Below are 25,390 nucleotides of genomic sequence, written 5' to 3'. Positions count from 1 at the left end.
CACACAGCTTTTCAGTTCAGAACACTGCTTTATGCCTCTTTATTCACAAAAATAAAGACTGACCGCAAAAGCAGATTGCTCTGAAACTCTCCTTAAGCACCTATAGTATTTGAGGAATTCTAAAATTTATACATGCCCGATTATCTTTTGTTATAGAAAACCGCTCGTAAATAGCCGGCCTGAATACAGGTCTCCTTCTACAAACCGCCATTAATATGAATAACTTCACCCTGGATATAACTGGATTCTTCACTAAGTAAATAGCTGATTACATTCGCAACCTCTTCAGGACGCCCAGCCCTATTCTCCGGGATTTCATTAATAAAAGCATCCGATTCTTCCACAGATAAATGATGATTCATTTTCGTATCAATAAAGCCGGGACTTACTGCGTTTACCCGGATATTGGATAACGCTACTTCTTTTGCCAAAGCCTTTACAAATATATTTTGGGCTCCTTTTACACTGGAGTAGGCAACTTCATTACTTGCCCCATAATCACCCCAAATGCTTGTAATAAATAAAATATTTCCCTTTCTTTGGCGGATCATAGCTGGAAGAAAATGATGGGTAATCAGCCATGGGGACTTGACATGAACCTGTAATAAGACATCCATCTCTCCTGCTCTCATATCCTGAAACAGACCATAATGCGCATGACCACCGGCAAAAATAATTCCGTCTACGGAAACAGAGACGTCCTCTATAAAAGCATTCACTTCTGCTTCATTTGCTAAATCAGCCTGATAAGCAGCTAAGATAGCGTTTTGCTCATCAGCCTGCATTAATTCTTTAACAGGTTCCTGATTAGAGTGATAATGAAGGATAAGCTGATACCCGGTGTCCAGCAATTTTTTTGCGATAGCTGAACCAATATCACCGCTTGCACCAATTAAAAGGATATTCCCTTTCATTTATCCACCGTTTGATTTTGAATCGTACATGTTGCCAGACGATCTTCTTCTATCCACGTATTTAAAAATGTATTTATATCCTGGACAGTCAGTTTTTGAATAAATGGAACGATATCAAATAAATTTACCTTTTTAAAGGATAGGGTGGCAAATTGATTTGCAATAAATTCCAAAGAATTCATCGCACGGAGCAATTGTCCCATCTTTTTCTTTTTCATCCGTTCAAAATCTGCTTCGCTAATTTCGAGTTCTTTGGTTGATAAAAGCATTTCCTGCACCTGCGCGGAGAAAGCTTCAGGATTATTGGTATTGGAACCAATGGAAACATACCCAAAGGAAGTTTGCAGATTACTTTCAAAAAAGAAGCTGTTATCAATTAAATCTTCATCATATAGTTTTTGGTAAAACTCGCCGCCAGTTGAAAAGAAGTGATCCAGCACCATATCAACGAATAAATCACGTTTCAGGTATTCTTCGCCTTCAAGCGGCTTATTCGGCTCTTTAATACCTACTGCACACTTAGGAATAGATACCGGCATATTAATCTTTAAATTCTTTTCTTTTACTGTGTCAGGCTCTTCCGGAAACTGCCGCTTAATATCATCCAGCTTATCAAATGATTTTTTCTGCTGGTTTTCTTTAATTAAATTCATCATTTTCTGAGCATCAAAGTTTCCAGTTACAAATAAGATCATATTTTCCGGATGATAGAAAGTATGGTAACAGGTATATAGATCATCCTTTGTTATGGTGTAAATGGAATCTACTGTACCTGCAATATCAATATTAACAGGATGATTATGGAACAACGCTTTATTCGTCCCCATAAACAGACGCCAATCAGGCTGATCATCATACATATTAATTTCCTGGGCGATAATTCCTTTTTCCTTCTCTACGGATTGCTCGGAGAAATAGGGATCCTGCACAAAATCAACCAATGTTAATACGTTTTTCTCGATATTACTCGTCGCCGAAAATAAATAAGCTGTTTCTGTAAAGGAAGTAAAGGCGTTTGGAGAAGCTGCCTGCTTGGTAAAATCCGTAAATACATCACGATCTTCTTTCTCAAACAGTTTATGCTCCAAGAAATGGGCAATTCCATCCGGCACAGTAATCGCCTCTGTTTGACCAATAGGTACAAAGCTCTGATCAATCGATCCGTAATTTGTCATGAAAACACCATATGTTTTTGCCAGCTCCGGTTTGGGCAGCAGACAAACCTGCAATCCGTTATCCAGTTTTTCTTCATATAAAGTTTCATCAATTGTATCAAAATACTGCTTATTCATCGGCCTCTCCCCCTTCACTTGTTAATAAGTACACCATGTTTTCCTGCACTTGATTCGCTACTTCAATAACCTGCTCTCTGGTTACCTGCTGAATACCTTCAAACAGCTCATCAACTGTCATCTCTTTTTGTCCGACTACTTGCTGATACATAAATTCAATCATACCCTGCGTATGATCTAAGGTCTCTTTTAGTTGATTGATAATAAGAAGCTTTGTTTCTGCCAGTTCTTCTTCAGTAAAATCGCCATTTTTCATAGCTTCCATCTGTTCACGGATAATCTTCAATGCCTTTTCATAATCCTCTGGAGCAATTCCGCTCATCACAAATAATAAGCCTTTATGACTCTCCATCCGGGAGACAGCATAATAAGCCAGGCTATTCTTTTCTCTTACATTTATAAACAATTTGGAGCTTGGGAAACCGCCAAACATCCCGTTAAAAACCTGTAAAGCCGGATATTTTTCATCCCGATAAAGTATATTGGTCCGATAGCCGATATTCAGCTTCGCCTGCTGTACCTGATCTTCCTCGATCAGCTCTTTCGATGTAACTGATTGCACTGGTGCATCATCATTAACAGGTACTTCTTTTTTCTTTGAAGACTGTTTAAATTGCCTGGTTAGTAAATCCAGTATCTGTTCTGCATCAAAATCCCCGCTTACATAAATGTCCATCTCATCTTCCTGTCGAAGATTTTGATAATAAGTAAGCAGCTCCTGATTTGAAAGCTCTGATAAATCCTCTTCATAGCCCTGTGCATGAATACTGTAACGTTCGCCTGAACACATTTCGTCCATCAGCCGCATGTTAGCATAGCTGGCCTTATCATCTTTGATGGAAAGTATATTTTGACGGAGAGTTTCTTTTTCTCTGTCAAATACCCGCTGAGGAAATCCATTCTCTTCCTGATTTGGCTTATAAACGATTTCATACAGCAGTTCTATTGCCCGTTCTATTAATGAAGTGGTTTCAGGCAGGAATTTTTCATTCGGTACTTCCAAATAAAACGTCAAAATATGACTTTCTCCTTTTTTTGATCCACCGATAGACAGCACTGCCCCATACAATTCTGCTAATTCTTCCTGCAGCTCTTTCCGCGTGGGAAAGGAAGCTGTTCCCTGTTTTAACACATAAGGAAGCAGAGCCCGTTTTGTAATGGTTTCCCTCTCCAGCGTTGCACGGAATTTTACTGCAAAGGTTAATGTTTTATGTTTTTTATTCGGAAGCATGTGAAATTGTATATTATTTTCATTCTGTTTGATTTCCTTAACGCTCATATTTATCCTCCATTCTAAACTAGTCAGTATTTATTTTACACGTTTCTCTCCTTTATCATCCATCATATTCAAAGAAACAGGTATTATCTGAGCAAATTCTTTTTTAAAAGTATATAAAATCAGTATATCCGCTAATCTACGCTATAGAACAATTTTCCTTCTGATTATAGATATCTCAACTTTCGCTTTCTTATCATAGTGATAGGTGTTAATCGTTCCTTCCATCTATCTCTTGGCAAAGCAAAGCATATACTCTATCCAGAAGAAAGAAGATAACGTGTAAGGCCACCGCTGCGGCGGACCGTTTTGCTTTCCTAGGGGCATGCTCTTCAGCTAACTTTTGCCAAGAAGAGCACTTGGCAAAAGTGGATCTTCAGATGATGCTAATCCCTCAGGAGTCAAAACGGTCCGCCTCCGCTAGAAGGGGATTCTATACCTTTTAATACAACGGAGCCAATAGAAATTAGATAGTAAAGAACATATTTTTCGTGGTGCATATAAAAATGTCCCATCACGATTACTTTCTGTTCATAAAAGCTATTCTTGATATTTATTATTCATGCTGTGTGGTGTGTCATCGTTTCAATTGCCGCATTAACCATTTGAAATACTAAAATGATCTTTTCAACAAGCAAAAAGCAATTATTTCATCCAACTCCATCAGGATATGATTTCTTTCATACGCTGTAGAAGCCTAACTGAGCGCAGACCAACCACGTAGACTCCTAAGTGGTTCGCAGTCTAAACCCGTGACTCCTGGGGCCTAAGATTACTACCCCATCGAAAAGCGTTGTCACAACGCCTGCACTTGCACGTCCTGGGACTAGGACTGCGATTACTCACCCCATCGGAAACATTTGTGCATCGCAGGGCGAGCTGAAGATCCACTTGAAAAGCGGTTTTCTTTTCAAGTTAGCTGAAGCCGTCCCCATGGAAAGCGTAGTGGTTGGTTGCAGGAGCTATACACAATCTTCATTTCAATAAAAAGGTGACAAAATGCAAGCAGGATAATGAAGAACATGTTCACCCTGGAATAGTAAGGTATAGATGCTTATTCTCAGGTGCGAAAGTTGAATATAGATACAGCCGGTAGAATTAAAGTCGTTGGCGCACAACTTGAAAGCTGAACATATCCGCCCGGAAATAATTCATAGAGTACAAAACACCCTCATCATTGCTTGTATAGTGCATCTGTTTTAATAGCAGCAACGGCTGGTCGGGCGCACACTGCAAAATACTATAAATGCGTTCATGATATGTAATTGGCTCAATTTTTGCAATAGCGTAAGCAATTTGTTTTTCCGAAGCTGCTTCAATCGTACTGAAAATGGAAGCCATCTCCCTTAATTTTCCCAGAGACAAGTAAGATGCGGGTGCTTTATCAATACAAAATACAACCGGCACACCATCTGCAGTACGAATTCTCTCAATAGCCGTTACATATTCTAAATCCGGGTTGCTGAAATCACGCTTTTCCTGCTCGGTAGCATCTAAAATATCTGTACTAATATATTGTGTCCCCGGCTTCTTTCCAGACCGCTTAATCATTTGTGTCACACTGCTGAGCTCTTCAATACCTGCCTGGAACAGTGGTTTTGTATTTACAAATGTGCCGACTCCATGTCTGCGGGTTACAATATTATCTTCTTCCAGCATTCTTAACGCTTCCCGTAAAGTTGCCCGTGAAACTCCTAGTTGCTTCGAAAGTTCGTATTCAGATGGCAGTTTTTCTTCCTCTTTGTATAAACCATCTTCAATGCCTGATTTTATTTTGTCCATAACCTGCAAATATAAATGTCTGGCATCTTCACGCAAAGTCATTCCTTCACCTCTTCTCTGTCAATTGTTTCATCTATAGTTTTTTGCATCTGCTACTAATCGTACCATTTCTTCTGCTAATTTTGAACTTTAAAAAATCATAATCTGAACAAAAGCTCAGAGTGCCTGTGCAGCAACGTACAAACTGGACTGCATCAGCGGAGATAAAGGAATCATAATATGCTGTCGCAGATCAATGATGGCTTATCAGAGACAGACACAGGAAACGGACAGAGCTATATCTGTAAACCAGAAGCGGATTTACTTTAAAATGCTTTCTTATTTTATTGAAAGAAACCCGGTTTATCCGTTATGGATAAACCGGGTTTCCTTAAGAAGTAGTGGAATGCTCCTCTGTCTGATTAGGTACCAGCACAGTACGAGGTTTGCTTCCTTCATATGGTCCGACAATACCACGGGCTTCCATAGCATCTATTAAGCGGGCTGCTCTTGTGTAACCGATGCGGAAACGCCGCTGAAGCATAGAAACACTTGCACTTTGCATTTCAGTAATCATTTGCACAGCATCATCATAAAGCTCATCATCCACTTCCTCCATCACTTCATTCGTCTCTTCCGGAATCATTTCTTCCTGATAGCTTGCCTGCTGCTGTTCGATACAGTGATTTACAACACGCTCCACCTCTTCATCAGATAAAAATGCACCCTGGACACGTGTCGGCTTGGAGCTGCCGGAAGGGAGATACAGCATATCGCCCCGTCCAAGTAATTTCTCTGCACCTCCGGAATCCAGGATTGTGCGTGAATCTGTTGTAGATGAAACACTGAAGGCAATTCTTGATGGTATATTTGCTTTAATAACCCCGGTGATAACATCTACAGATGGACGCTGCGTTGCTATGATTATATGAATACCTGCCGCACGCGCCATTTGTGCAAGCCGGGTAATTGCATCCTCTACATCATTCGAAGCAACCATCATTAAATCTGCCAGCTCATCCACAAGAACAACAATATACGGCAAATAAGGCTGCTGATCCTCCTCATCTGCGTCCGCATTTTGTTTTCGGACATAGGCATTGTAGCCTTCCATATTTCTTGTGCCGCTATCAGAGAACAGATCATATCTCCGTTCCATCTCTGCAACAATTTTTTTCAATGCTCTGGAAGCTTTTTTAGGATCTGTTACAACTGGTGTTAATAAATGCGGAATCCCATTATACACATTCAGTTCTACTTTTTTAGGGTCAATCATCATCATCTTCACTTCATGCGGTTTGGCACGCATCAAAATGCTGGTAATGATACCGTTCACGCAGACACTTTTCCCGCTTCCTGTCGCACCGGCAATCAGTAAGTGGGGCATTTTATTTAACTCCCCGGCAATCGCCTCTCCAGAGATATCTCTTCCTAAAGCAAACGTCAGTTTATTTGCCTTAGAAGATTGCTTATCTAAAACCTCCCGGAGTGAAACCATAGATACTTCCTTATTAGGGACTTCGATACCCACAGCTGATTTTCCCGGTATCGGTGCTTCGATACGTATATCCTTTGCAGCAAGTGCCAGCGCAATATCATCATGAAGACCGACAATTTTACTTACCTTTACACCAGATTCCGGATACACTTCATATTTCGTTACTGCCGGGCCGACATGCACTTTTGCTATTTTAGCTTTTACGCCAAAGCTTTGAAAAGTACGATCCAGCTTACGGACAGTGGCCTGAATATGCGATTTTTCCTGCTGCTGTGAATTATGAGCCGGGTTTGCTAATAAATCCATCGACGGCAGCTTATAATCATGATTTTCTGTTGCTGTCATAGGCATTGTTTCAGGAAGTTCTTCCTCACTGCCTGTATTTTCCTGCTGCTTGGAATTCTCTGTTTTTGCAGTTTCAGCTTCTGTTTGCGGCTGTTCCTGATACGCAATGTCTGTAAAGTCATTAATAAGCAGCTCTTCCGAATTATCTTCGTTCTCTTCCGCTACCTGCTTATTCTTCTCTTTTCGTTTCATAGAAACAGAATCTTTGATTTCTTTTTGCTCCTCTTTCCGTTCAGCCCTTTTCTCTCTGGATCGCTCCAGACGTTCAGCCAAATAAGTAAAAGTAGATTTAAAGCCGGCACCTACCTTTTTGACAAATTCGCCGATAGACAGATTCGTCAAAAAAATAATTCCGATTAGTAAACAGAAAAATACCACTATCCGCGAACCTGCAATAGAAAATAAAAAGTAAGAGACCGTAAATAACAGTGCACCGACCATACCGCCGCCTGTCTGTACCAATGTACCGGTACCTTCTAAGTATTGGAAGTAAAGCTGCCAGGTCAGACCAAGTATAGATACATCATTGGCATTAGCCAGCAGGCTTTCCATTACTTGTACATGTGTCAGCAATAAGATACCGGTCAGAAAAATATAAAACCCTATTAATCTTCTGGATAAAAAATCAGGTACCTGTCGTTTGATAATGAGATAAAAACCAATAATAAATAATGCAACAGGAAGGATAAAATGCCAAATCCCCAGGAAAAACTGGAATATATTCCCCAGCCAATCAGGTATAGCGCCGCCGCTTAGCATAGCTGCGCCGCTTCCAAATATTGCAATAAATATTAACAATAATCCAATGAGCTCTTTTTGCAGCCCTTTAAACTGTTTGGTTGTCGTTTTTTTTCTTTTTTTTCTCTTTTTGGCAGCCATTTTCTCACCCCTGCATGTAAAACAAATTAAGATTATAAATTGAATGAAAGCATTATACTCCTTTCATTCACTATTTCTATTTTAAAAAGAGATAGATGCAATAATTCAATTTATATATTGATAGATTTAAACAAGGAAACTGGAATCAGTTCTCTTTATACTGTCAGAGAGACTTTATTGGGAAAATAAGTGTATATTGCACTAATTCCCCGTCTTCTCCTTAAAGAGGCTGCTGTTCCAGTTGTCATGTCATCCTATATTGTTTCATCATCTTATCTTTTATCGTTTCTTTATTATAGCATAGATTACCATCAGCTGATAATTCTTCCTGGTAAAAATTCTGGATTCAGATAATCATTCGGATTACTTGAAATAAGCTGATTAATTTGGTAATTCCCATTATTATTTTTAGATACGAAGACCGTTCTTCCCTGCCATTCAATTGCTTGTATTTCGTTACCTGTTCCTTGTTCTTCCGGAAAAATTTCCTGATAGGATAATGGTGTATAGAGTATCATCAGGCAGTCCCTTCCTCCTCTAGTTTTGGTTTAGAACTTTGAATCATGTGATTTAATTTCTTGATTGCCTCTTTTACTCCGCCGACCTCATCAATGATGCCATACTCCACAGCTTCCCTGCCAACCACGTTTGTGCCGATATCGCGGGTAAGATTCCCTTTCGCAAACATCAATTCCTTTAATTGTTCAGAATCAATATTAGAATGATCAACAATAAACTGAATAACACGTTCCTGCATTTTATCAAGATATTCAAAGGTTTGTGGAACGCCAATTACCAGTCCAGTTAATCTGACAGGGTGTATTGTCATCGTTGCTGTCGGCACAATAAAGGAATAATCTGTAGCCACTGCAATCGGTGCACCGATTGAATGTCCTCCTCCAAGCACAATCGAGGTAGTCGGCTTGGACATCGACGCAATCATTTCCGCAAGTGCCAGTCCTGCTTCAACGTCCCCGCCAACGGTATTTAACAAAATAATCAGCCCCTCAATTTTAGGGTTTTGTTCTACGGCAATAAGCTGCGGCAGCAAATGCTCATATTTTGTTGTTTTATTTTGCGGCGGCAGCTGAAGATGTCCCTCCACCTGTCCTATGATCGATAAAACATGGATATTTGAATCGGGAGCCTGCGGAACATTTGCCTGTCCGAGCTGCTGAATTTTTTCTACAAGAGAAGATGCATTATTCGATTCGTTCTCCTCTTCCTCTTGATTTTCATTTTCATCCGTATCCATACGCATATTAAAACTCCTTCCAGCTATTTTTATGATTAGTATAAACAATCGGTAAAAAATAATACGAAAGAAGAGATATGGTATCTGTACTAATATTGGGAATAGTAAAAAGACATGAGGCAGAATATAACTGCTTCATGTCTTTTTTGATTTTCTATAATGGTACTTCCTCTGTACTTAATCCAAATACTTCATGTAGAGCATTAACTGCTGTAACTAATTCATGATCATGTACCAACACCCAAATGGTGGTATGGCTGTCCGCTGATTGTAATATCTGCACACCAGAATCCGTTAATGCCTGCACGATTTTAGAAGCAACTCCAGGCACTCCGGTCATTCCGGCTCCGACTGCGGAAACCTTTGCACAATTCTCGGTAATTTCCGGTTGAAAGCCCAGCACCTCTAAAATTTCAATCGCTTTTGTCGTAAGCTCTGCCGGTACAGTATACGCAACACCTGTTGGGGAGATATTAATAAAATCAACAGAAATACCTGCCTCCGCCATTGCTTTAAATACTTCTGACTGAACACGGTAAGCCGATTCCTTCGTCTGCACCTTAATTTGAGTAACATTCGCAATATGTGCAATACCGGTTATCATCCGTTCTGAAATATCTGCTCCTGCTTCTTCAATCCGGGAAGAGGTAACAAGTGTCCCCAGCCGTTCCGAATAAGTGGAGCGGATACGCATCGGTATTTTCCCCTGCATGGCTATTTCGACAGCACGCGGGTGGATGACTTTTGCACCTTGATAAGCAAGATTACAGATTTCAGTATATGTCACCACATCCAGCGGACGTGCATTCTTTACGACACGCGGATCAGCTGTCATAATTCCTTCAACGTCTGTAAAAATTTCAATACGCTCTGCTTCCAAAGCAACGCCTAAGGCAGCTGCTGAAGTATCACTTCCGCCACGGCCGATGGTTGTTATTTCTCCAGACTCACTTTGACCCTGGAAGCCTGCTACTACAACGACATCATGCGTTTCTAATTCATGTAAAATACGAACAGGATTCACCTTTTTTATTTTTGCCCTGTTAAAATCTTCACTCGTTACAAAACCAGCTTGTGCGCCAGTCAAAGCTGTTGCAGAAACATGATTTTTTTGCAGCTCATTAGATAGGACTACAGATGAAATAATTTCACCGCATGACATCAGTAAATCGAGCTCACGGTTAGAATTTTTATTCGCCGGAAAGTCTATTAAGCTTAGCAAACTGTCTGTTGCATAAGGATCTGGTTTTCTTCCCAAAGCAGAAACAACAACAACTAATTTGTATTCTTGAACAAGTGCATCCTTAATATGACGGATAACATGCTCCCGATTTGTTTCTGATTGTACAGAAGTTCCTCCGAATTTTTGTACTAATACTTGCAATATGAACACCTCAACACTATCCAAGCTGTTAAACTCTGGATGTCTAATAGATTGATTACATCATCATTTTAAAATTGTCTTTAGCAATGACTGGAAATCATTATTTTTTTAACCAGCCGCGTGCAACTAATTCCTGCGCGATTTGTACTGTATTCCAAGCTGCACCTTTTAATAAGTTATCAGATACAACCCAAAGATGGAAACCTTTTGGATTATCTAAATCTTTACGTACGCGTCCGACGAAAACTTCTTCTTTATCTTGTGCAGATTGCGGAGTTGGATACACCTGAGCCTGAGGGTTATCCTGAAGAATTACTCCGTCTGCCGCCTCCAGCGTCTTCCAGATATCTTTTACATCCAAACCTTCCTGATCTAATTCGATATACACGCTTTCTGCATGGGAGGTTGCAAAAGGAAGTCGTACACAGGTTGCTGCTACATTTAACGCTTCATCATGCATGATTTTTTTCGTTTCGTTAATCATTTTCATCTCTTCAAAAGTGAAGCCATTGTCTTCAAACACATCGATTTGCGGCAATGCGTTAAAAGCAATTGGAAAATGCTTTTTATCTCCTTTAACAGGTAAAATCTCAGCGTTTAATTCTTTACCCTCTAAATAATCCTTTGACTGTTCATACAATTCCTCTACTGCGGCATTTCCGGCACCGGATACTGCCTGGTAAGTAGATACAATAATTTTATTAATTCCATAGGCGTCTTTAAGCGGTTTTAAAGCTGCAACCATTTGAATAGTGGAACAGTTCGGATTTGCGATAATCCCCTGATGCTCTGCAATATCCTCTGGATTTACTTCTGGTACAACAAGCGGTACATCTTTATCCATACGAAAAGCACTTGTATTATCAACAACAACTGCTCCCCTTTTAACCGCCTCCGGAGCCAGTTTTTTAGAAATAGACCCGCCTGCAGAGAAGAGCGCAATATCTACGCCTTCAAAGGATTCAGCCGCAGCCTCTTCAACAATGACTGTTTCTCCGCGAAAAGTTTCTTCTTTTCCGGCAGAACGTGCAGATGATAATAATTTTAATTTATTTATCGGAAACTCTTTATCTTCTAATATTTTTTTGATTTTCTGGCCTACTGCTCCTGTAGCACCTACGATAGCTACATTGTATGTTTGCTGCTCTGGCATTCTAATAACTCCCTCCACTTAATTAAATGTCAACTAAACTTCATTTTAACATATTTTTTGTGGAATAAGGTACAATAATCGGCTGAATTTGTTTTCCATTTAACGCAGCCTCTACAGCTGGAATTAATTGACTTAAATCTGCTGAGAGCGAGGAGGGTTTTTGATAAGGATTATCCTGCCCGAATGGCACAAAAAACATATGCTTTGCATTAAGCAGTACAGCTAAATTCTTTGCATTTAACCCGAGTGCATCATTCGTCGTTAGAGCTAATACAACTGGACTTTCATTGCGGAGAGTTGATTTGGCGGACATCAAAACAGCGTTGTCCGTGTGAGCATTGGCCAGCTTACTCATTGAATTTCCTGTCAAGGGCGCAATAACCATAACATCGAGCGGCTTATCCGGTCCGTATGGCTCTGCTCCAGGAATAGTGGTAATAGCCGGCTGACCAGTTATTTTCTCAAGCTTTTCTACATTTTCTTTGGCCTTCCCATGCTTGGTATCTGTATATTGAACCGTTTCTGTTATAAACGGAATGATTTCTGCACCCTGATTCATGAATTCCTTCATAATCGGAAAAATATGCTCGATGGTATGATGGGAGCCAGTCAGGCCAAAACCAATCCGTTTACCAGTGAATGTCATTCTAATTCACGCTCCTCCTCGAGAATTTGTTCCATTACATTAGCAAGTATTTTCCCGGCGGTTCTTGGTGCTACGATACCAGGCAAACTGCGTGCAAGGATGGCATTAATACCGCGTTTTTTTGCAAAATCAAAATCCGTCCCGCCCGGTTTCGAGGCAAGATCAATAATTACCGCATTATTCGGCAGATTCCTGATAGCCTCTTTGGTAACAACAAGGCTCGGAATCGTATTGATTAAAATATCACAGTTCTCTGTCTGATTACTCAAGTCATGTAATGGTACTGCATTTAACCCCATTTCTGTTATTCGCGCCAAATCTCGTATACTTCGGGCACATACCGAAACCTTGGCTCCAAGTGCAGAAAACTTATTAGCTACCGTATTACCTACTCTGCCAAAGCCTACAACCATCACCCGCGAAGAATGCACTGTCTGATCTGTATGCTCAAAAGCCATCATAATGGCCCCTTCAGCAGTCGGAATGGAATTATAAATGGCAACATCATCACGATCAAGCAATGGTATCAGTGTAATACCTGCTTCTTCCGTCAAATTGGTTAAGTAATCATTCGTAATCCCGGTAAAAACGACACATTCAGGATTTAATTTTTGAAACCATGCTCCATCCAAATTTATTTTTTTATCTGTAAAAACTGTTTCGACATTCCCGCTTGAATCCATCCCTGTAATTGGCAAAACAACTACATCCAGGCTGCTCTGATCCAATTCATCTAATGCTAATTCATTTAAGCCTGTAAATCCTTGTTCTAATTTATCAAAACCGCAAAGTATCACTTCATTATCATGATTACTTTTTAAGATTTTTATTAACTCTAAATATCTTGCATCTCCACCTATCACTGCAATCCGTCGACTCATTTTACGTATTACCTCCAGACAACTTTTAACGTATTCATGATTCGATATAGCTTATGTTTTTTTAAGTGAGGGGTGAACAAATAAGCCTCAAAAATGCAGTCTAACTTTTAGAAAATGCTGCTTTCATGAAGGAAGCTCCAAAAAGTATATTTTTCTTACTTAAAACTCTTTATACGCTGATGCACAGGCTTTTAGATGACTAAGTCAGCTTTTCTCTTTATGTAAGCGCCCGCCCTTGTCAATGAAGGGCCTAATATGATGATATAAAAAAAGCTTGTTTATTCGGAAAGAAAAGGATATATCTGAACACCTTTTCCATCGAAATAAATAAGCTTTAAACAAATACCTTCTATTCTATCGATTCTCGTCAGGGAGTTTGGTATCAATCATTATCATATCCTCACCAATTTTCTTGATAGACTGCCAATGAATTTTTGTCTCTTCTCCCTCTTTTACAAGGCCAAACCATTTATAGCTCGGGATAATAAACGACTCAATCTGACCGGTTTTAGGATTAATTTCTAAATCAGTTTGTCCAAGCATGCCAAGTCTTTTTCCTTCATTCACATTTATAATTTCCTTATCTCCCATATCTCGAAAGCGCACCATAAAAAAACTCCTTTTTTGTTTTTCTTAGGGCAAGTATTTACAGCCACAAGATAATGAAGTCTCGTTTATACACTATATGTCCAAAAATAAGAAATCATGCTTCTATTTACGGTAGTCCTCCGGCGCCACTAGTGCACGGGATGGTTTTTGCATCAGCACATTTTGAATAACACTTGTCACCTGCTGATCGGTAATGCCATCAATTTCTAAAATTAAATCGTCTAAAGAACGGTGTTTCTGCAATAACAGCTCATTACGCCCATTACGCGACATACGGCTATTCGTACTCTCTAAACCTAACATCAGATTTCCCTTAATTTGTTCTTTGCTGTTCCGTAATTCTTTTTCAGTTAATCCTTGTTCCACGAAATGGTGAAGCGTAGAATAAATAACCTCTTCCAGCTGTTCAAGCTGCTCTTTACCTGTACCGGCATAAATTGTGAGTAGACCATCATCTATAAATGCAGCATGATAAGAAAAGACGGAATAGGCAAGTCCTTTTTTCTCACGCACCTCTTGGAATAATCGTGAGCTCATACTTCCTCCCAGCACATTATTCATAATAGATAATGGATATAAATGCTTATCTCCTATTTCATAGCCATTATACCCAAGACATAGATGGGCCTGTTCTGTATCCTTACTCCGGTAAATTGCTTTCTCTAAGAATACCGGCTTTATTATTTTTTCTTCTTTTGCCTTCCTTGTAAGTGATCCGAAGTAAGAATCAATCTCCTTGATAAATGAACTGCTCACATTACCAGCTACAGAAACAACAATACGATCAGGGGTATAATTATTTTCTATATACTGCTGTAATTGTTTTTGATTAAAAGACGCCAACTGCTTTTCTGTACCAAGAATCGGAAACCCAAGCGGGTGTTTACCATAGGCAGCTTCTGCCAGCAGATCATGCACAATATCATCAGGCGTATCCTCGCACATTTTAATTTCTTCATATACAACTTTCTTTTCTCTTTCCATTTCCTCCTCGTCAAATGTTGACTCAAAGAACATATCCGCTAATACTTCCAAGGCAAATTCTTTATGTGTATCTAATACCTTTGCATAAAAACATGTATATTCTTTAGAGGTGAAGGCATTAATTTGACCACCGATAGAATCGAATGCTTCTGCGATATCCTGAGCGCTTCTTGTTTTTGTTCCTTTAAAAAACATGTGCTCTAAGAAGTGTGAAATTCCGTTATTATCTATTGTTTCGTTTCTGGATCCCGTTTTAACCCATATACCTATCGTGACTGAACGTACAGCCGGCATGGATTCTAATACAATACGTACACCATTGCTGCTTGTATATTTTTCTATCAAATGCATATCCTCCTAAATTTCTTAGCTTAACGCGATTCACTTAATAATGATTCTACTGTTCCTATTTTATAACCTTTTTCCTTAATACCGTTAATCATTTGCTCCAGGGCACCTGTACTTGCTTGTGTTGGATGCATTAAAATCATTGCTCCGGGGTGGACATTATTTTGTATGCGATTAACCACAACGGAAACAGATGGATTTTTCCAATCAATCGTGTCGACCGTCCACAGAATGGTTTCCATATCCAGTTCAGCTGCTGTTTCCACCGTTTCGTCTTTATAGCTTCCGCTCGGCGGTGCAAACCATTCGGGCTGCTTTCCTGTTATTGTTTTTAAAATTTGATTTGTTTCCTCTATTTGTGTATAGGCATCATTTTTTTCAAGCATTGCCATATCCGGATGATTATAGGCGTGATTACCGATTAAATGACCTTCTTCTTCAATCATTTTAACCAGGCTCGCATTATTTTGTGCCCATTTACCTTCAATAAAAAAAGTTGCCTTCACTTGATTATCTTTTAGAATTTGAAGCATTTCCGGAATATATTCCTCTCCCCAGGAAACATTAATTAAAAAAGAAACCATTTTTTTATCTGGATGTCCACGATAAATTGGTGCCGGCGGTAGGTCTGTTAACAAGATATCGGGAGAGGTTTCATTAAAAACAAGCATATCTTCATCCCATTTATTTGCTTCCTTCATTTTTTGATAGGTTTCTTCCACATTTACTTCTAATCCGTTTCTTCCAGGTGTTTTTTTCCAAACCTTATCAATGTAAGCATCCTGCGGTTTTTGCTGGTATGTCTCTTTCTTTTGTTCAATCTCCTTATACAGATCATCTTTTGTTGAGCTTACTTCTATTCCTGCTGGCTCTATCACTACAGAGTCTGTTTGAAAAGGATTATATCGTATATCGAATACCGTAAAAATTAAAATTAGAAAAACTGGAACATGTACATACTTAAAATATCGCTTCATATTTAATCCCTCCCCTTAACATTTCTATGCTTAAGAGGGACAAGTATGCTTTTTTTTTTACAGTAATCTTTTACATTAGACCCTGCGTCGGGGGGGTGAATAATCCAGCCCCCGGGAAAATGCTGCGCTGGTTACACAATACCTCCATTTACTCAACTTTCGCACCTTAAAAAATAAATTGATTATCATTATGATAGATGTGGATCATTCCTTCAATCTGGAAAGAAGGTAACGTGTAAAGCGACCGCTACGGCGGACCGTTTTGCTTTCCTAGGGGCACGCTCTTCAGCTAACTTTTGCCAAGAAGAGCACTTGGCAAAAGTGGATCTTCAGATGGTGCTTAATCCCTCAGGAGTCAAAACGGTCCGCCTCCGCTGGCAGGGGATTCTATACTATTTAATACAACTGAATCAATAGAAATTAGACCAGCAAAGAACATATTTTTCGTGGCGTATATAAAAATGTCGCGTCACGATTACTTTCTGTTCATGAAAGCTATTCCTGATAGTTACTATCCATGCTGTGTGCTGTGTAATTATTTAAATTGTCAAATCAACCATTTGAAATGCTAAAATGATTTTTTCATCAAACTCCGTCAGGCTATGATTTCTTTCATTCGTTGTAGAAGCTTAACTGAGCGCAGACCAACCACGCAGACTAAGATCGCAGTCGTCCTGGGACATAAGATTACTCACCCCATCGAATAGAGTTGTTGCAACGTCTGCACTAGTACGTCCTGGGACTGCGATTACTCGTCCCATCGAAGAGCTTTTGCGATTACTCGTCCCACCGGAAACATTTGTACGTCGAAAAGCGTAGTGGTTGGTTGCAGGCGCTATACACAATTTCCATTTCAATAGAAGGATGGTTTAACAAAATGCAAACGGGATAATGAATAACCATCATTTCTTTAATAATTCACTTTTTTTACCATAAACCTATTCATAAAAAAAGAAACTGAACTAAAAAAATCAGCTTCTTTTTTGTGCAAAATATATAACCTAAAGTAAATTACCCTCTTATTATGATTTAGCATTCTCTTTCTTTTCATCTTGCAGAACTGCTTTTCTGGAAAGATTAATTCTTCCCTGACGATCAATTTCTTTTACTTTCACCATAATTTGATCGCCGATAGATACAGCATCTTCCACTTTATTCGTCCGCTCTTCTGCAAGCTCAGAAATATGAACCAGCCCATCTTTTCCTTTGAATAGTTCTACAAATGCACCAAATTTTTCAATACGTTTTACCGTACCAAGATACAATTGTCCAACTTCCACTTCACGTACAAGATCTTCAATAATTTTCTTGGCTTTTTGGTTCATCTCGTTATCTGTAGATGAAATAAAGACGTTACCATCTTGCTCAATATCAATTTTCACGCCAGTTTCATCAATGATTTGATTGATTTGTTTTCCGCTTGGCCCAATGACATCACGAATTTTATCCGGATTAATTGTCATGGTTAAGATTTTTGGTGCGTATTCAGACAGCTCATCTTTTGGTTCGTGAATGGTTTGCAGCATGGAATCAAGGATGTGCATACGCCCTTTTTTCGCCTGTGTAAGTGCTTCTTCCAGAATCGCTCTTGATAAACCATCAATCTTAATATCCATTTGCAGAGCCGTTACACCTTTTTCTGTACCTGCTACTTTAAAGTCCATATCACCAAGCGCATCTTCCATACCTTGAATGTCAGACAAAATTGTATAATCATCTCCGGATTTTACAAGTCCCATTGCAATACCTGCTACCGGTGCTTTAATTGGAACACCTGCATCCATCATTGCTAATGTACTTGCACAGATACTCGCTTGGGAAGTAGAACCGTTGGATTCAAGAACTTCTGAAACAAGACGAATCGTATAAGGGAAATCTTTTTCATTTGGCACTACTTTTTCAAGAGCGCGCTCTCCCAATGCACCATGTCCAATCTCACGACGGCCGGGCCCACGAATCGGTCCGGTTTCTCCTACACTATATTGTGGGAAGTTATAATGATGCATAAATCGTTTTGTTTCTTCTAAATCAAGTCCATCCAAAATCTGTACATCTCCAAGTGCTCCCAATGTACAAATACTTAAAGCCTGGGTTTGTCCACGAGTAAACAAACCTGATCCATGTGTTCGGGGAAGAACATGAATACGTGATGACAACGGGCGGATTTCATCTACTTTCCGGCCATCAGGACGTACTTTTTCTTTTGTAATCAAGCGGCGTACTTCTTCTTTCACAAGCTTATCTAATATAGATTTAACTTGTTTAATGGTTTCTTCTTCCGCTTCTTCCTCTTCATACTTTTCAACAATTTCCTGTTTCACAGTGTTAATTGCTTCATCACGAGCGTGTTTCTCGACAACTTGGATTGCAGCCCATAATTTCTCTTTTGCTTCCGCTTCAACTTTCGCTGCAAACTCTTCATCTATCTCATCAACGACAACTTCAAATTTTTCTTTGCCGCATGCTTGAACAATCTCTTCCTGGAATGCAACAAGACGTTTGATTTCTTCGTGGCCAAACATAATTGCCTCAAGCATAACATCTTCCGGTACTTCATCTGCACCGGCTTCTACCATGTTAATCGCGTCTTTTGTTCCGGCAACCGTTAAATCAATATCACTTTTTGCTTCTTGTTCAATGGTAGGGTTAATAATTAACTCACCGTCAACACGCCCCACATGAACACCTGCAATCGGCTGTTCGAACGGGATATCAGAAATGCTTAATGCAATGGATGACCCAATCATTGCGGCTATTTCTGAAGAACAATCCTGATCCACGCTCATTACGGTACTTATTACTTGTACCTCATTACGAAAACCATCCGGGAATAACGGACGGATTGGGCGGTCAATTAGTCTGGAAGACAGAATTGCCTTCTCACTGGGACGTCCTTCCCGCTTGATAAATCCTCCTGGAATCTTTCCTACTGCATATAGTCTTTCTTCATAGTTAACAGTTAATGGAAAGAACGGTAAATCTTTTGGTTTTTTTGAAGCAGTTGCTGCAGATAGTACAGAGGTATCTCCGTAATGTATCATACAGGCACCGTTTGCTTGTTTTGCCAGCTCTCCTACTTCAACTGTAAATTTCTTTCCTGAAATCTCCGTAGAGAATAGCTTTTTTTCATCTGCCATTAGTTTTGTTGCTCCTTTCAAGGCTACAGCAATTAAAATTTATATGTAGCACCTCTTATAGTACAATTTTTCTTCTATATCTTATTTTTACAAAAGAATGTCTTTTTATAGCATAAACGATAGCCTGTCAGGAATCAATCGCTACCTTATAGTGCACGTTCAAAAAATAGCTAATTATTATTTGGTAACTTTTGAGCATTCTCTTATAGAGGATGTTCACGCATTGATATATTTATACCTGTTTCAGACCCTTGCCAGCCGTAAAAAAATATCCAGCCCAGGGATTTGCAGCTTCAAATGCTTCTTATTTCTTTAAAAAACATAAAAGAAAAAGCAGGATTGCTCCTGCTTTTTTGCGTTATTAACGACGTAAACCAAGTTTTTTGATTAATTCACGATAACGAGTAACGTCTTTATTACGTAGGTAAGTTAATAGGTTACGGCGTTTACCTACCATTTTCAAAAGACCGCGACGTGAATGATGGTCTTTTTTGTGTGTACGTAAATGTTCGTTTAATGCAGTGATTTCTGCAGTTAAGACAGCGATTTGAACCTCTGGAGATCCAGTATCTGTATCATGAACCTTGTACTCATTAATAATTTCGTTTTTACGTTCTTGTGTAATTGCCATTATGGCACCTCCAAAATAAATTTGTTATCCCCAGTCCCCTAGCATACGTCGGAGTTACGTGATGCCAAGCGATGGTTGTACAACTATAAGAATAGCGTTTTTGAAGAAAAAAATCAAGTGTAAGTTTACCTATTTGCTAAATAAGCTCTAATTTCTTTCTCATCCTGCTGCATTTTTTCAATCAAAGCTTCCTTTGAGTCAAATTTTATTTCTTCTCTTGTATAAGACAGCCATTCTATCGTTAATTCTTCCCCGTATAAATCACCATCAAAGTCAAAGAGATACACCTCCACAGACATATCTGCAAGCTCTTCTGTAAATGTCGGGTTCGTACCGATATTCGCCATTCCGCCATATATTTTATCCTTGTGGCGGACACGAGTCGCATATACCCCCTGTTTAGGCAGCAGAGCATCTTTGGATATAGACAGATTAGCAGTTGGATAACCCAGCTCACGTCCGCGGCGTGCCCCTTTTACTACCGGTCCAGTTGTAGAAAAGGGTCTTCCCAGCAGACGTTCTGCCTCTTCCATATTTCCCGATGCCAATTCTGCTCTTATTCTGGTGGAGCTGACTTTTTCTTCATCCAAAGTTATTTTACCTATGGTTTCCCATGTAAATAAATTTCTTGCATATTCCTGCATATCTGCCATTTTCCCTTGTCCTTTATGACCGAATGAGTAATCAAAGCCCGCTACAAGATGCTTAATATTTAATCCAATAATAAAGTGATCAATAAAGGCTTGAGGACTGAGCTTAGATAATTCTTGATTAAACCGGATAACATATAAACGGTCTACTTGAAGATTCTCTAATATCGCTTGCTTTTCAGAAGATATTGTTATGTACTTAACATGCTGCACATCTTTTCTTAGAACAACGGACGGGTGCGGAAAAAAAGTAATGACAGCACTCTCCATATTATTTTCCTTTGCTTTATTTACAGCCTGCTGAATAACCTCCTGATGTCCTTTATGAATTCCGTCAAAGAAACCGATTGCACTGACAGTTTCCGGTAAGTTCTCCTTATGTAACGTATGCGGATAGGATAATTCCATTGTTTTCATCCTGCTACACCTGCACTTTCTCTCGTTAGAATACTCTTATTGGTTTAATTTGATCAGGTTTATCCGGGTGCTGCCCGTAAATCGCCAGCACTTCTTCATTATTTGTAAATACAAACGGATGATTTGTCTCAGGGGCTTCCGAAATAGATAATTTCTGACCATTTTTAATGTGGGCCCCCAGCACATCATCAACCTCTTGATGTACTAAATGACTTAATCCTTCTGAAAGAGGGCTTAACAGCTTCTCTAATTCATTTTTATCTGCCGCCTCTTCTATCATAGCAAAAGTAACCGTATTTTTCTTGGAAAAAGTTCCGGTTTTTGTCCGTTCCAGCTTAAACATATGTGCCGGATAACCTAATTCTTTACCAATGTCCACACATAATGTCCGGATATAGGTTCCTTTTGAACATTCTACAAATATGTCAAAAGAATTCTTTTCCTCATCTATCGCTAAAAGCTGTATATTATGAATAAAAACTTCTCTTACCGGCCGTTCCACCTCTTCATTTGCTCTTGCATATTCATAAAGCTTTTTTCCGTTTACTTTTACAGCGGAATACATTGGAGGAATTTGTGTGATAGCTCCTTGAAATTTTTCTAAAACAGCTTCTATTTCAGCTTTGCCAGGCATGTGTATAACTTCTTTTTCTGCAATAACTTTCCCTGTTGCATCTTCCGTTTCCGTAGCGGATCCTAATGCAACCGTCCCAAGATAGATTTTTTTCGTATCAGTGAGAAACGGAACAATTTTCGTAGCGTTGCCGATACAAATAGGGAGAACACCTTCAACCTCCGGGTCCAGCGTCCCCGTATGTCCTACTTTTTTTGTATTAAAATAACGTCGGCATTTAGCTACACAATCAAAAGAAGTCATTCCCTTAGGCTTCCATAATGGCAGGATACCATTCATTATTAATCCCCCTTCCTTTCTTAATCGTATATATTTTGTAACGGGATTCTTTTTCACTCTAAGAAAACCCAAGAAAATCACTTGGTCTTTAAAATACTGGTATTCTAGCCAATGAGATGTCCGCTGCGGGAAGTCGCTTTCCGCAGGCAACGCCTCAGCCTCCTCAGAAGAAGACCACTTCTTGCGGGGTCTTCACCTGTTGCTTTTCCCGCAGGAGTCGACTTCCCTTCGCTCCCATCTAAGAAGAAATATGTTTTATTTACTTTTTCACAAAAAAATAAAGCTAATTTTAGCGACGGTTTTCGATGAGGCGAGTAATCGCAAAAGCTCTTCGGTGGGACGAGTAATCGCAGTCCCAGTCCCAGAAGAAATACACGTAGACTCCTGTGGGAATGCGCAAAAACAGAATTGGAAGTTCGGTTAAGTTCGCGACGTCCTGTCTCAGGCACCGAACTGACATACGTCCTGTATGCCCCCGCAGGAAAAAAGTGCTCTTCTTTTTTCCGAGGAGATGAGCTCGGGGCCCACGGAAAGCGTAGTGTATTTCTGGGGCCTAAGATTACTCACCCCATGAAACCCGTTGCAGCGGCTGACTTCAGCATTTTTATATACTTTTGTATCTTTAAAAAAAACTGATCCTTGCCAGGAAGCAGAGGGATCAGTTTTTTCAAAATTACTTATTCAGATCTCTTAAAATAGAGTCTATCCGGTTACCTTGCTCTATTGCTTCATCAAATTCAAAGGTAAGCTCAGGTGTTTTGCGCAAACGAATTCGCTTGCCAATTTCTGAACGGATAAATCCTTTTGCTTTTGCAAGTCCCAATAATGTTTCCTGCTTTTTCTTTTCATCACCTAATACAGAAATAAAAATTTTCGCCTGCTGCAAGTCACCAGTTACTTCCACATCGGTAACTGTTACAAAACCGACACGGGGATCTTTAATTTTTCTGGATAAAATATCACCCAGCTCTTTTTTCATTTGCTCTGCAACTCGATGAGCTCTCAATTCTGACATTAATCTCACCTCACATACTTGAATGAAGTTTCCTTCTATAATCGCTCTATATTTGTTATTGTTCTCTCTAATTCAGAAAAAGAATCTATTGTGTTTAAAGCCTGTTGTATTACTTTTTCAGCATGCACATAATCGGTGGAAATGGTAACAATCCCTAGTTTGGTCCGTTGCCACATATCATGAAATCCGAGCTCTGTGACAGATACATTAAAAGATTGACGCAGTTTATTTATAATCCGCTTTAATACAGATCGTTTTTCTTTTAATGAATTTCCTTCATACAACATACATTCTACTTCTGCATAGAGAATCATTTTCGTTCAATTTCTTCCATTACATAGGCTTCAATTATGTCGCCCTCTTTAATATCATTGAAGTTTGTTAATGTGATACCACATTCATAGTTTTGCTGTACTTCTTTTACATCATCTTTAAAGCGTCTCAATGCCTGTAATTCCCCTTCATAGAGAACTACTCCATCACGAATCAGGCGAACACTGGAATCCCTGGTAATTTTACCGTCTGTTACATAGCTTCCAGCGATAGTACCAATACGTGACACTTTAAATGTTTCACGGACCTCCGCTTGACCAATCACTTTTTCTTCGTATTCTGGATCAAGCAGACCTTTCATTGCAGCTTCAATTTCTTCAATCGCACTGTAAATAACACGGTGCAGACGTAAATCAATTTTTTCAGATTCTGCAGCTCTTTTTGCATTAACATCAGGACGAACATTGAAGCCGATAACAATCGCGTTCGATGCTGAAGCTAAGATAATATCAGATTCAGTAATTGCTCCTACACCTGTATGAATAATTTTAACATTAACGCCTTCTACTTCTATCTTACGCAGAGAAGCAGCTAATGCTTCAACAGATCCTTGTACGTCCGCTTTAACAATAATATTTAATTCTTTCATTTCGCCTTGCTTAATTTTTTCAAATAAATCATCTAAGCTTACTGTTGATTGCCCGCCGCGATTCTCATCAATCCGTTTTTGTTGACGTGCGATACCAATTTGACGCGCCTTTTTCTCATCAGCAAACGCAAGAAATTGGTCGCCTGCCTGAGGTACATCTTGTAAACCGGTAATTTCAACTGGTGCAGAAGGGCCAACCTGATTCACACGTTGTCCTATATCATTTACCATTGCCCGGACTTTACCATACGTACTTCCAACAACGATTGGATCTCCTACATGCAAAGTACCATTTTGAACAAGCAGTGTTGCAACAGACCCTCTGCCTTTATCTAATTGGGCATCAATCACTGTACCGAAAGCTTTAGCATCCGGATTTGCTTTTAATTCTTCTACCTCAGCAACTAATAAAATCATTTCCAGCAGGTCATCAATACCTTCTCCTTTAATCGCTGCAAGGTTAACAAAGATGGTGCTTCCACCCCAATCTTCAGGAATCAGTTCATGCTCTGTCAATTCCTGCATTACACGATCCGGATTAGCGCCTTCTTTATCCATTTTATTAACTGCTACAATAATTGGTACTTCAGCAGCTTTTGCATGGTTGATAGCTTCAACTGTCTGCGGCATTACACCGTCATCTGCTGCCACAACTAAAATAGCAATATCTGTTATCTGCGCACCACGGGAACGCATACTTGTAAATGCTGCGTGGCCCGGTGTGTCTAAGAATGTAATTTTCTTGCCTTCATTTTCAACCTGATAAGCTCCAATATGCTGTGTAATTCCGCCTGCCTCACCAGCAGTGACTTTTGTATGGCGGATAGCATCTAACAAGGTTGTTTTCCCGTGGTCAACATGTCCCATAATGGTAACAACTGCTGGACGCTCTTGCAACTTATCGCTGTCATCTTCTTCAATATATTTATCAAGGTCTGTATCTTCTAAAATAATTTCTTTCTCAACTTCGACATTATATTCCTCACAAATTAACTCTACAGCATCATCTTCAAGGTCTTGGTTTTTAGTAGCCATGATCCCCATAAACAATAATTTCTTGATAAGTTCTGCAGGCTCTTTATGAAGTTTCTCTGCTAAATCCTGAACGGTTAATACACCGTGGTACGTAATTTTACTTGGAGTTTCTTTCACTAACGACTGCTCCTTTTGTGGTTTAGGTTGTTTACCTTTGTTAGAGGTTTTTTGTTTTTTGTTTTTCGGATTATCTTTTTTAGTATTCCGATTTGCATTTGGTTTATTTGCTGCATTTTTGTTGTTTTGCTGTTTATTTTGGTTTACTTGACCATTCTTCTTGTTATCCTGTTTTGGCTGCGGATTAAATTTTTCATCCAATTGTTTGATTTCACTATCGGAAATCGTAGACATATGATTGGAAACATCTACATTCTTTTCCTTTAAAAATTGAATGACTTCTTTACTTGCCACATTATTTTTCTTTGCATATTCATATACACGTATTTTGCTCATACATTCACCCCCGGA

Annotated in this window: 21 protein-coding genes; all 21 read right to left on the bottom strand. The window is 39.4% G+C overall.

The window, feature by feature from the left end:
• Positions 1-197: 197 nt before the first annotated feature.
• The 21 genes from ymfI to infB all read right to left on the bottom strand — a co-directional run bounded on the left by ymfI (position 198) and on the right by infB (position 25,375).
• Entirely contained in the window at positions 198-914 is a 717-nt protein-coding gene (gene ymfI, locus IEX29_RS14180; RefSeq protein WP_188735039.1) for an elongation factor P 5-aminopentanone reductase, read from the bottom strand.
• The gene (gene yfmH / locus IEX29_RS14175) at positions 911-2,206 is read right to left on the bottom strand and encodes an EF-P 5-aminopentanol modification-associated protein YfmH (RefSeq protein WP_188735038.1); all 1,296 of its coding nucleotides are present in this window, start codon (positions 2,204-2,206) and stop codon (positions 911-913) included. Before yfmH ends, ymfI begins: the two co-directional genes overlap by 4 nt.
• Positions 2,199-3,485, bottom strand: coding sequence for an EF-P 5-aminopentanol modification-associated protein YfmF (gene yfmF, locus IEX29_RS14170; protein WP_188735037.1), 1,287 nt, complete (start codon positions 3,483-3,485; stop codon positions 2,199-2,201). The genes yfmH and yfmF overlap by 8 nt, the downstream gene beginning before the upstream one ends.
• 1,095 nt (positions 3,486-4,580) lie before the next feature.
• Entirely contained in the window at positions 4,581-5,306 is a 726-nt protein-coding gene (locus IEX29_RS14165) for a GntR family transcriptional regulator (RefSeq protein ID WP_188735036.1), read from the bottom strand.
• A 328-nt stretch (positions 5,307-5,634) separates the two neighbouring features.
• Positions 5,635-7,965, bottom strand: coding sequence for a DNA translocase FtsK (locus IEX29_RS14160; RefSeq protein ID WP_188735035.1), 2,331 nt, complete (start codon positions 7,963-7,965; stop codon positions 5,635-5,637).
• 311 nt (positions 7,966-8,276) lie between these two features.
• Positions 8,277-8,483, bottom strand: coding sequence for a YlzJ-like family protein (locus IEX29_RS14155; protein WP_188735034.1), 207 nt, complete (start codon positions 8,481-8,483; stop codon positions 8,277-8,279).
• On the bottom strand, positions 8,483-9,220 hold the full coding sequence (locus IEX29_RS14150) for a ClpP family protease (RefSeq protein ID WP_188735170.1): 738 nt from the start codon (positions 9,218-9,220) through the stop codon (positions 8,483-8,485). The genes IEX29_RS14155 and IEX29_RS14150 overlap by 1 nt, the downstream gene beginning before the upstream one ends.
• Before the next feature lie 154 nt (positions 9,221-9,374).
• Complete coding sequence (dapG, locus tag IEX29_RS14145) at positions 9,375-10,604, bottom strand: aspartate kinase (RefSeq protein ID WP_188735033.1); 1,230 nt, start codon at positions 10,602-10,604, stop codon at positions 9,375-9,377.
• A 100-nt stretch (positions 10,605-10,704) separates the two neighbouring features.
• Complete coding sequence (gene asd, locus IEX29_RS14140; RefSeq protein ID WP_188735032.1) at positions 10,705-11,757, bottom strand: aspartate-semialdehyde dehydrogenase; 1,053 nt, start codon at positions 11,755-11,757, stop codon at positions 10,705-10,707.
• Positions 11,758-11,797: 40 nt separating this feature from the next.
• Positions 11,798-12,403 (bottom strand): dipicolinate synthase subunit B, encoded by a 606-nt coding sequence (dpaB, locus tag IEX29_RS14135; protein ID WP_188735031.1) that lies wholly within the window; start codon positions 12,401-12,403, stop codon positions 11,798-11,800.
• A complete protein-coding gene (gene dpaA, locus IEX29_RS14130) occupies positions 12,400-13,284 on the bottom strand; it encodes a dipicolinic acid synthetase subunit A (RefSeq protein ID WP_188735030.1) in 885 nt (294 codons plus the stop codon). The genes dpaB and dpaA overlap by 4 nt, the downstream gene beginning before the upstream one ends.
• A gap of 354 nt (positions 13,285-13,638) precedes the next feature.
• Positions 13,639-13,893 (bottom strand): YlmC/YmxH family sporulation protein, encoded by a 255-nt coding sequence (locus tag IEX29_RS14125; protein WP_188735029.1) that lies wholly within the window; start codon positions 13,891-13,893, stop codon positions 13,639-13,641.
• Between the two features lie 102 nt (positions 13,894-13,995).
• Positions 13,996-15,222, bottom strand: a complete 1,227-nt coding sequence (locus IEX29_RS14120; RefSeq protein ID WP_188735028.1) for a M16 family metallopeptidase — start codon at positions 15,220-15,222, stop codon at positions 13,996-13,998.
• A 26-nt stretch (positions 15,223-15,248) separates the two neighbouring features.
• Positions 15,249-16,202, bottom strand: coding sequence for a polysaccharide deacetylase family protein (locus IEX29_RS14115; RefSeq protein WP_188735027.1), 954 nt, complete (start codon positions 16,200-16,202; stop codon positions 15,249-15,251).
• 1,022 nt (positions 16,203-17,224) lie between these two features.
• Positions 17,225-19,339, bottom strand: coding sequence for a polyribonucleotide nucleotidyltransferase (pnp, locus tag IEX29_RS14110; protein WP_188735026.1), 2,115 nt, complete (start codon positions 19,337-19,339; stop codon positions 17,225-17,227).
• A 361-nt stretch (positions 19,340-19,700) separates the two neighbouring features.
• On the bottom strand, positions 19,701-19,970 hold the full coding sequence (gene rpsO / locus IEX29_RS14105; RefSeq protein WP_040980194.1) for a 30S ribosomal protein S15: 270 nt from the start codon (positions 19,968-19,970) through the stop codon (positions 19,701-19,703).
• Between the two features lie 125 nt (positions 19,971-20,095).
• Positions 20,096-21,037 (bottom strand): bifunctional riboflavin kinase/FAD synthetase, encoded by a 942-nt coding sequence (locus IEX29_RS14100; RefSeq protein ID WP_188735025.1) that lies wholly within the window; start codon positions 21,035-21,037, stop codon positions 20,096-20,098.
• Positions 21,038-21,062: 25 nt separating this feature from the next.
• A complete protein-coding gene (gene truB / locus IEX29_RS14095; RefSeq protein WP_188735024.1) occupies positions 21,063-21,950 on the bottom strand; it encodes a tRNA pseudouridine(55) synthase TruB in 888 nt (295 codons plus the stop codon).
• A 673-nt stretch (positions 21,951-22,623) separates the two neighbouring features.
• On the bottom strand, positions 22,624-22,965 hold the full coding sequence (gene rbfA / locus IEX29_RS14090; protein WP_077601204.1) for a 30S ribosome-binding factor RbfA: 342 nt from the start codon (positions 22,963-22,965) through the stop codon (positions 22,624-22,626).
• A gap of 35 nt (positions 22,966-23,000) precedes the next feature.
• Positions 23,001-23,279, bottom strand: coding sequence for a DUF503 domain-containing protein (locus IEX29_RS14085; RefSeq protein WP_188735023.1), 279 nt, complete (start codon positions 23,277-23,279; stop codon positions 23,001-23,003).
• Complete coding sequence (gene infB, locus IEX29_RS14080) at positions 23,276-25,375, bottom strand: translation initiation factor IF-2 (protein WP_188735022.1); 2,100 nt, start codon at positions 25,373-25,375, stop codon at positions 23,276-23,278. The genes IEX29_RS14085 and infB overlap by 4 nt, the downstream gene beginning before the upstream one ends.
• Positions 25,376-25,390: the final 15 nt, after the last annotated feature.

It is taken from the genome of Oceanobacillus neutriphilus (genome assembly GCF_014645515.1).
Taxonomy (GTDB): Bacteria; Bacillota; Bacilli; order Bacillales; family Amphibacillaceae; genus Oceanobacillus; species Oceanobacillus neutriphilus.
Note: the sequence above shows the minus strand (reverse complement) of the source record. Positions and strands in the feature narration are given on the sequence as shown.

Coding starts and splice junctions, on each gene's coding strand:
- truB (WP_188735024.1), bottom strand. CDS start 21,950: ATGAATGGTATCCTGCCATTATGGAAGCCTAAGGGAATGACTTCTTTT.
- IEX29_RS14150 (WP_188735170.1), bottom strand. CDS start 9,220: ATGGATACGGATGAAAATGAAAATCAAGAGGAAGAGGAGAACGAATCG.
- yfmH (WP_188735038.1), bottom strand. CDS start 2,206: ATGAATAAGCAGTATTTTGATACAATTGATGAAACTTTATATGAAGAA.
- dpaB (WP_188735031.1), bottom strand. CDS start 12,403: ATGACATTCACTGGTAAACGGATTGGTTTTGGCCTGACTGGCTCCCAT.
- IEX29_RS14155 (WP_188735034.1), bottom strand. CDS start 8,483: ATGATACTCTATACACCATTATCCTATCAGGAAATTTTTCCGGAAGAA.
- IEX29_RS14165 (WP_188735036.1), bottom strand. CDS start 5,306: ATGACTTTGCGTGAAGATGCCAGACATTTATATTTGCAGGTTATGGAC.
- rpsO (WP_040980194.1), bottom strand. CDS start 19,970: ATGGCAATTACACAAGAACGTAAAAACGAAATTATTAATGAGTACAAG.
- rbfA (WP_077601204.1), bottom strand. CDS start 22,965: ATGTCAGAATTGAGAGCTCATCGAGTTGCAGAGCAAATGAAAAAAGAG.
- ymfI (WP_188735039.1), bottom strand. CDS start 914: ATGAAAGGGAATATCCTTTTAATTGGTGCAAGCGGTGATATTGGTTCA.
- IEX29_RS14125 (WP_188735029.1), bottom strand. CDS start 13,893: ATGGTGCGCTTTCGAGATATGGGAGATAAGGAAATTATAAATGTGAAT.
- IEX29_RS14160 (WP_188735035.1), bottom strand. CDS start 7,965: ATGGCTGCCAAAAAGAGAAAAAAAAGAAAAAAAACGACAACCAAACAG.
- dpaA (WP_188735030.1), bottom strand. CDS start 13,284: ATGAGTCGACGGATTGCAGTGATAGGTGGAGATGCAAGATATTTAGAG.
- infB (WP_188735022.1), bottom strand. CDS start 25,375: ATGAGCAAAATACGTGTATATGAATATGCAAAGAAAAATAATGTGGCA.
- IEX29_RS14100 (WP_188735025.1), bottom strand. CDS start 21,037: ATGAAAACAATGGAATTATCCTATCCGCATACGTTACATAAGGAGAAC.
- asd (WP_188735032.1), bottom strand. CDS start 11,757: ATGCCAGAGCAGCAAACATACAATGTAGCTATCGTAGGTGCTACAGGA.
- pnp (WP_188735026.1), bottom strand. CDS start 19,339: ATGGCAGATGAAAAAAAGCTATTCTCTACGGAGATTTCAGGAAAGAAA.
- IEX29_RS14085 (WP_188735023.1), bottom strand. CDS start 23,279: ATGATTCTCTATGCAGAAGTAGAATGTATGTTGTATGAAGGAAATTCA.
- yfmF (WP_188735037.1), bottom strand. CDS start 3,485: ATGAGCGTTAAGGAAATCAAACAGAATGAAAATAATATACAATTTCAC.
- IEX29_RS14115 (WP_188735027.1), bottom strand. CDS start 16,202: ATGAAGCGATATTTTAAGTATGTACATGTTCCAGTTTTTCTAATTTTA.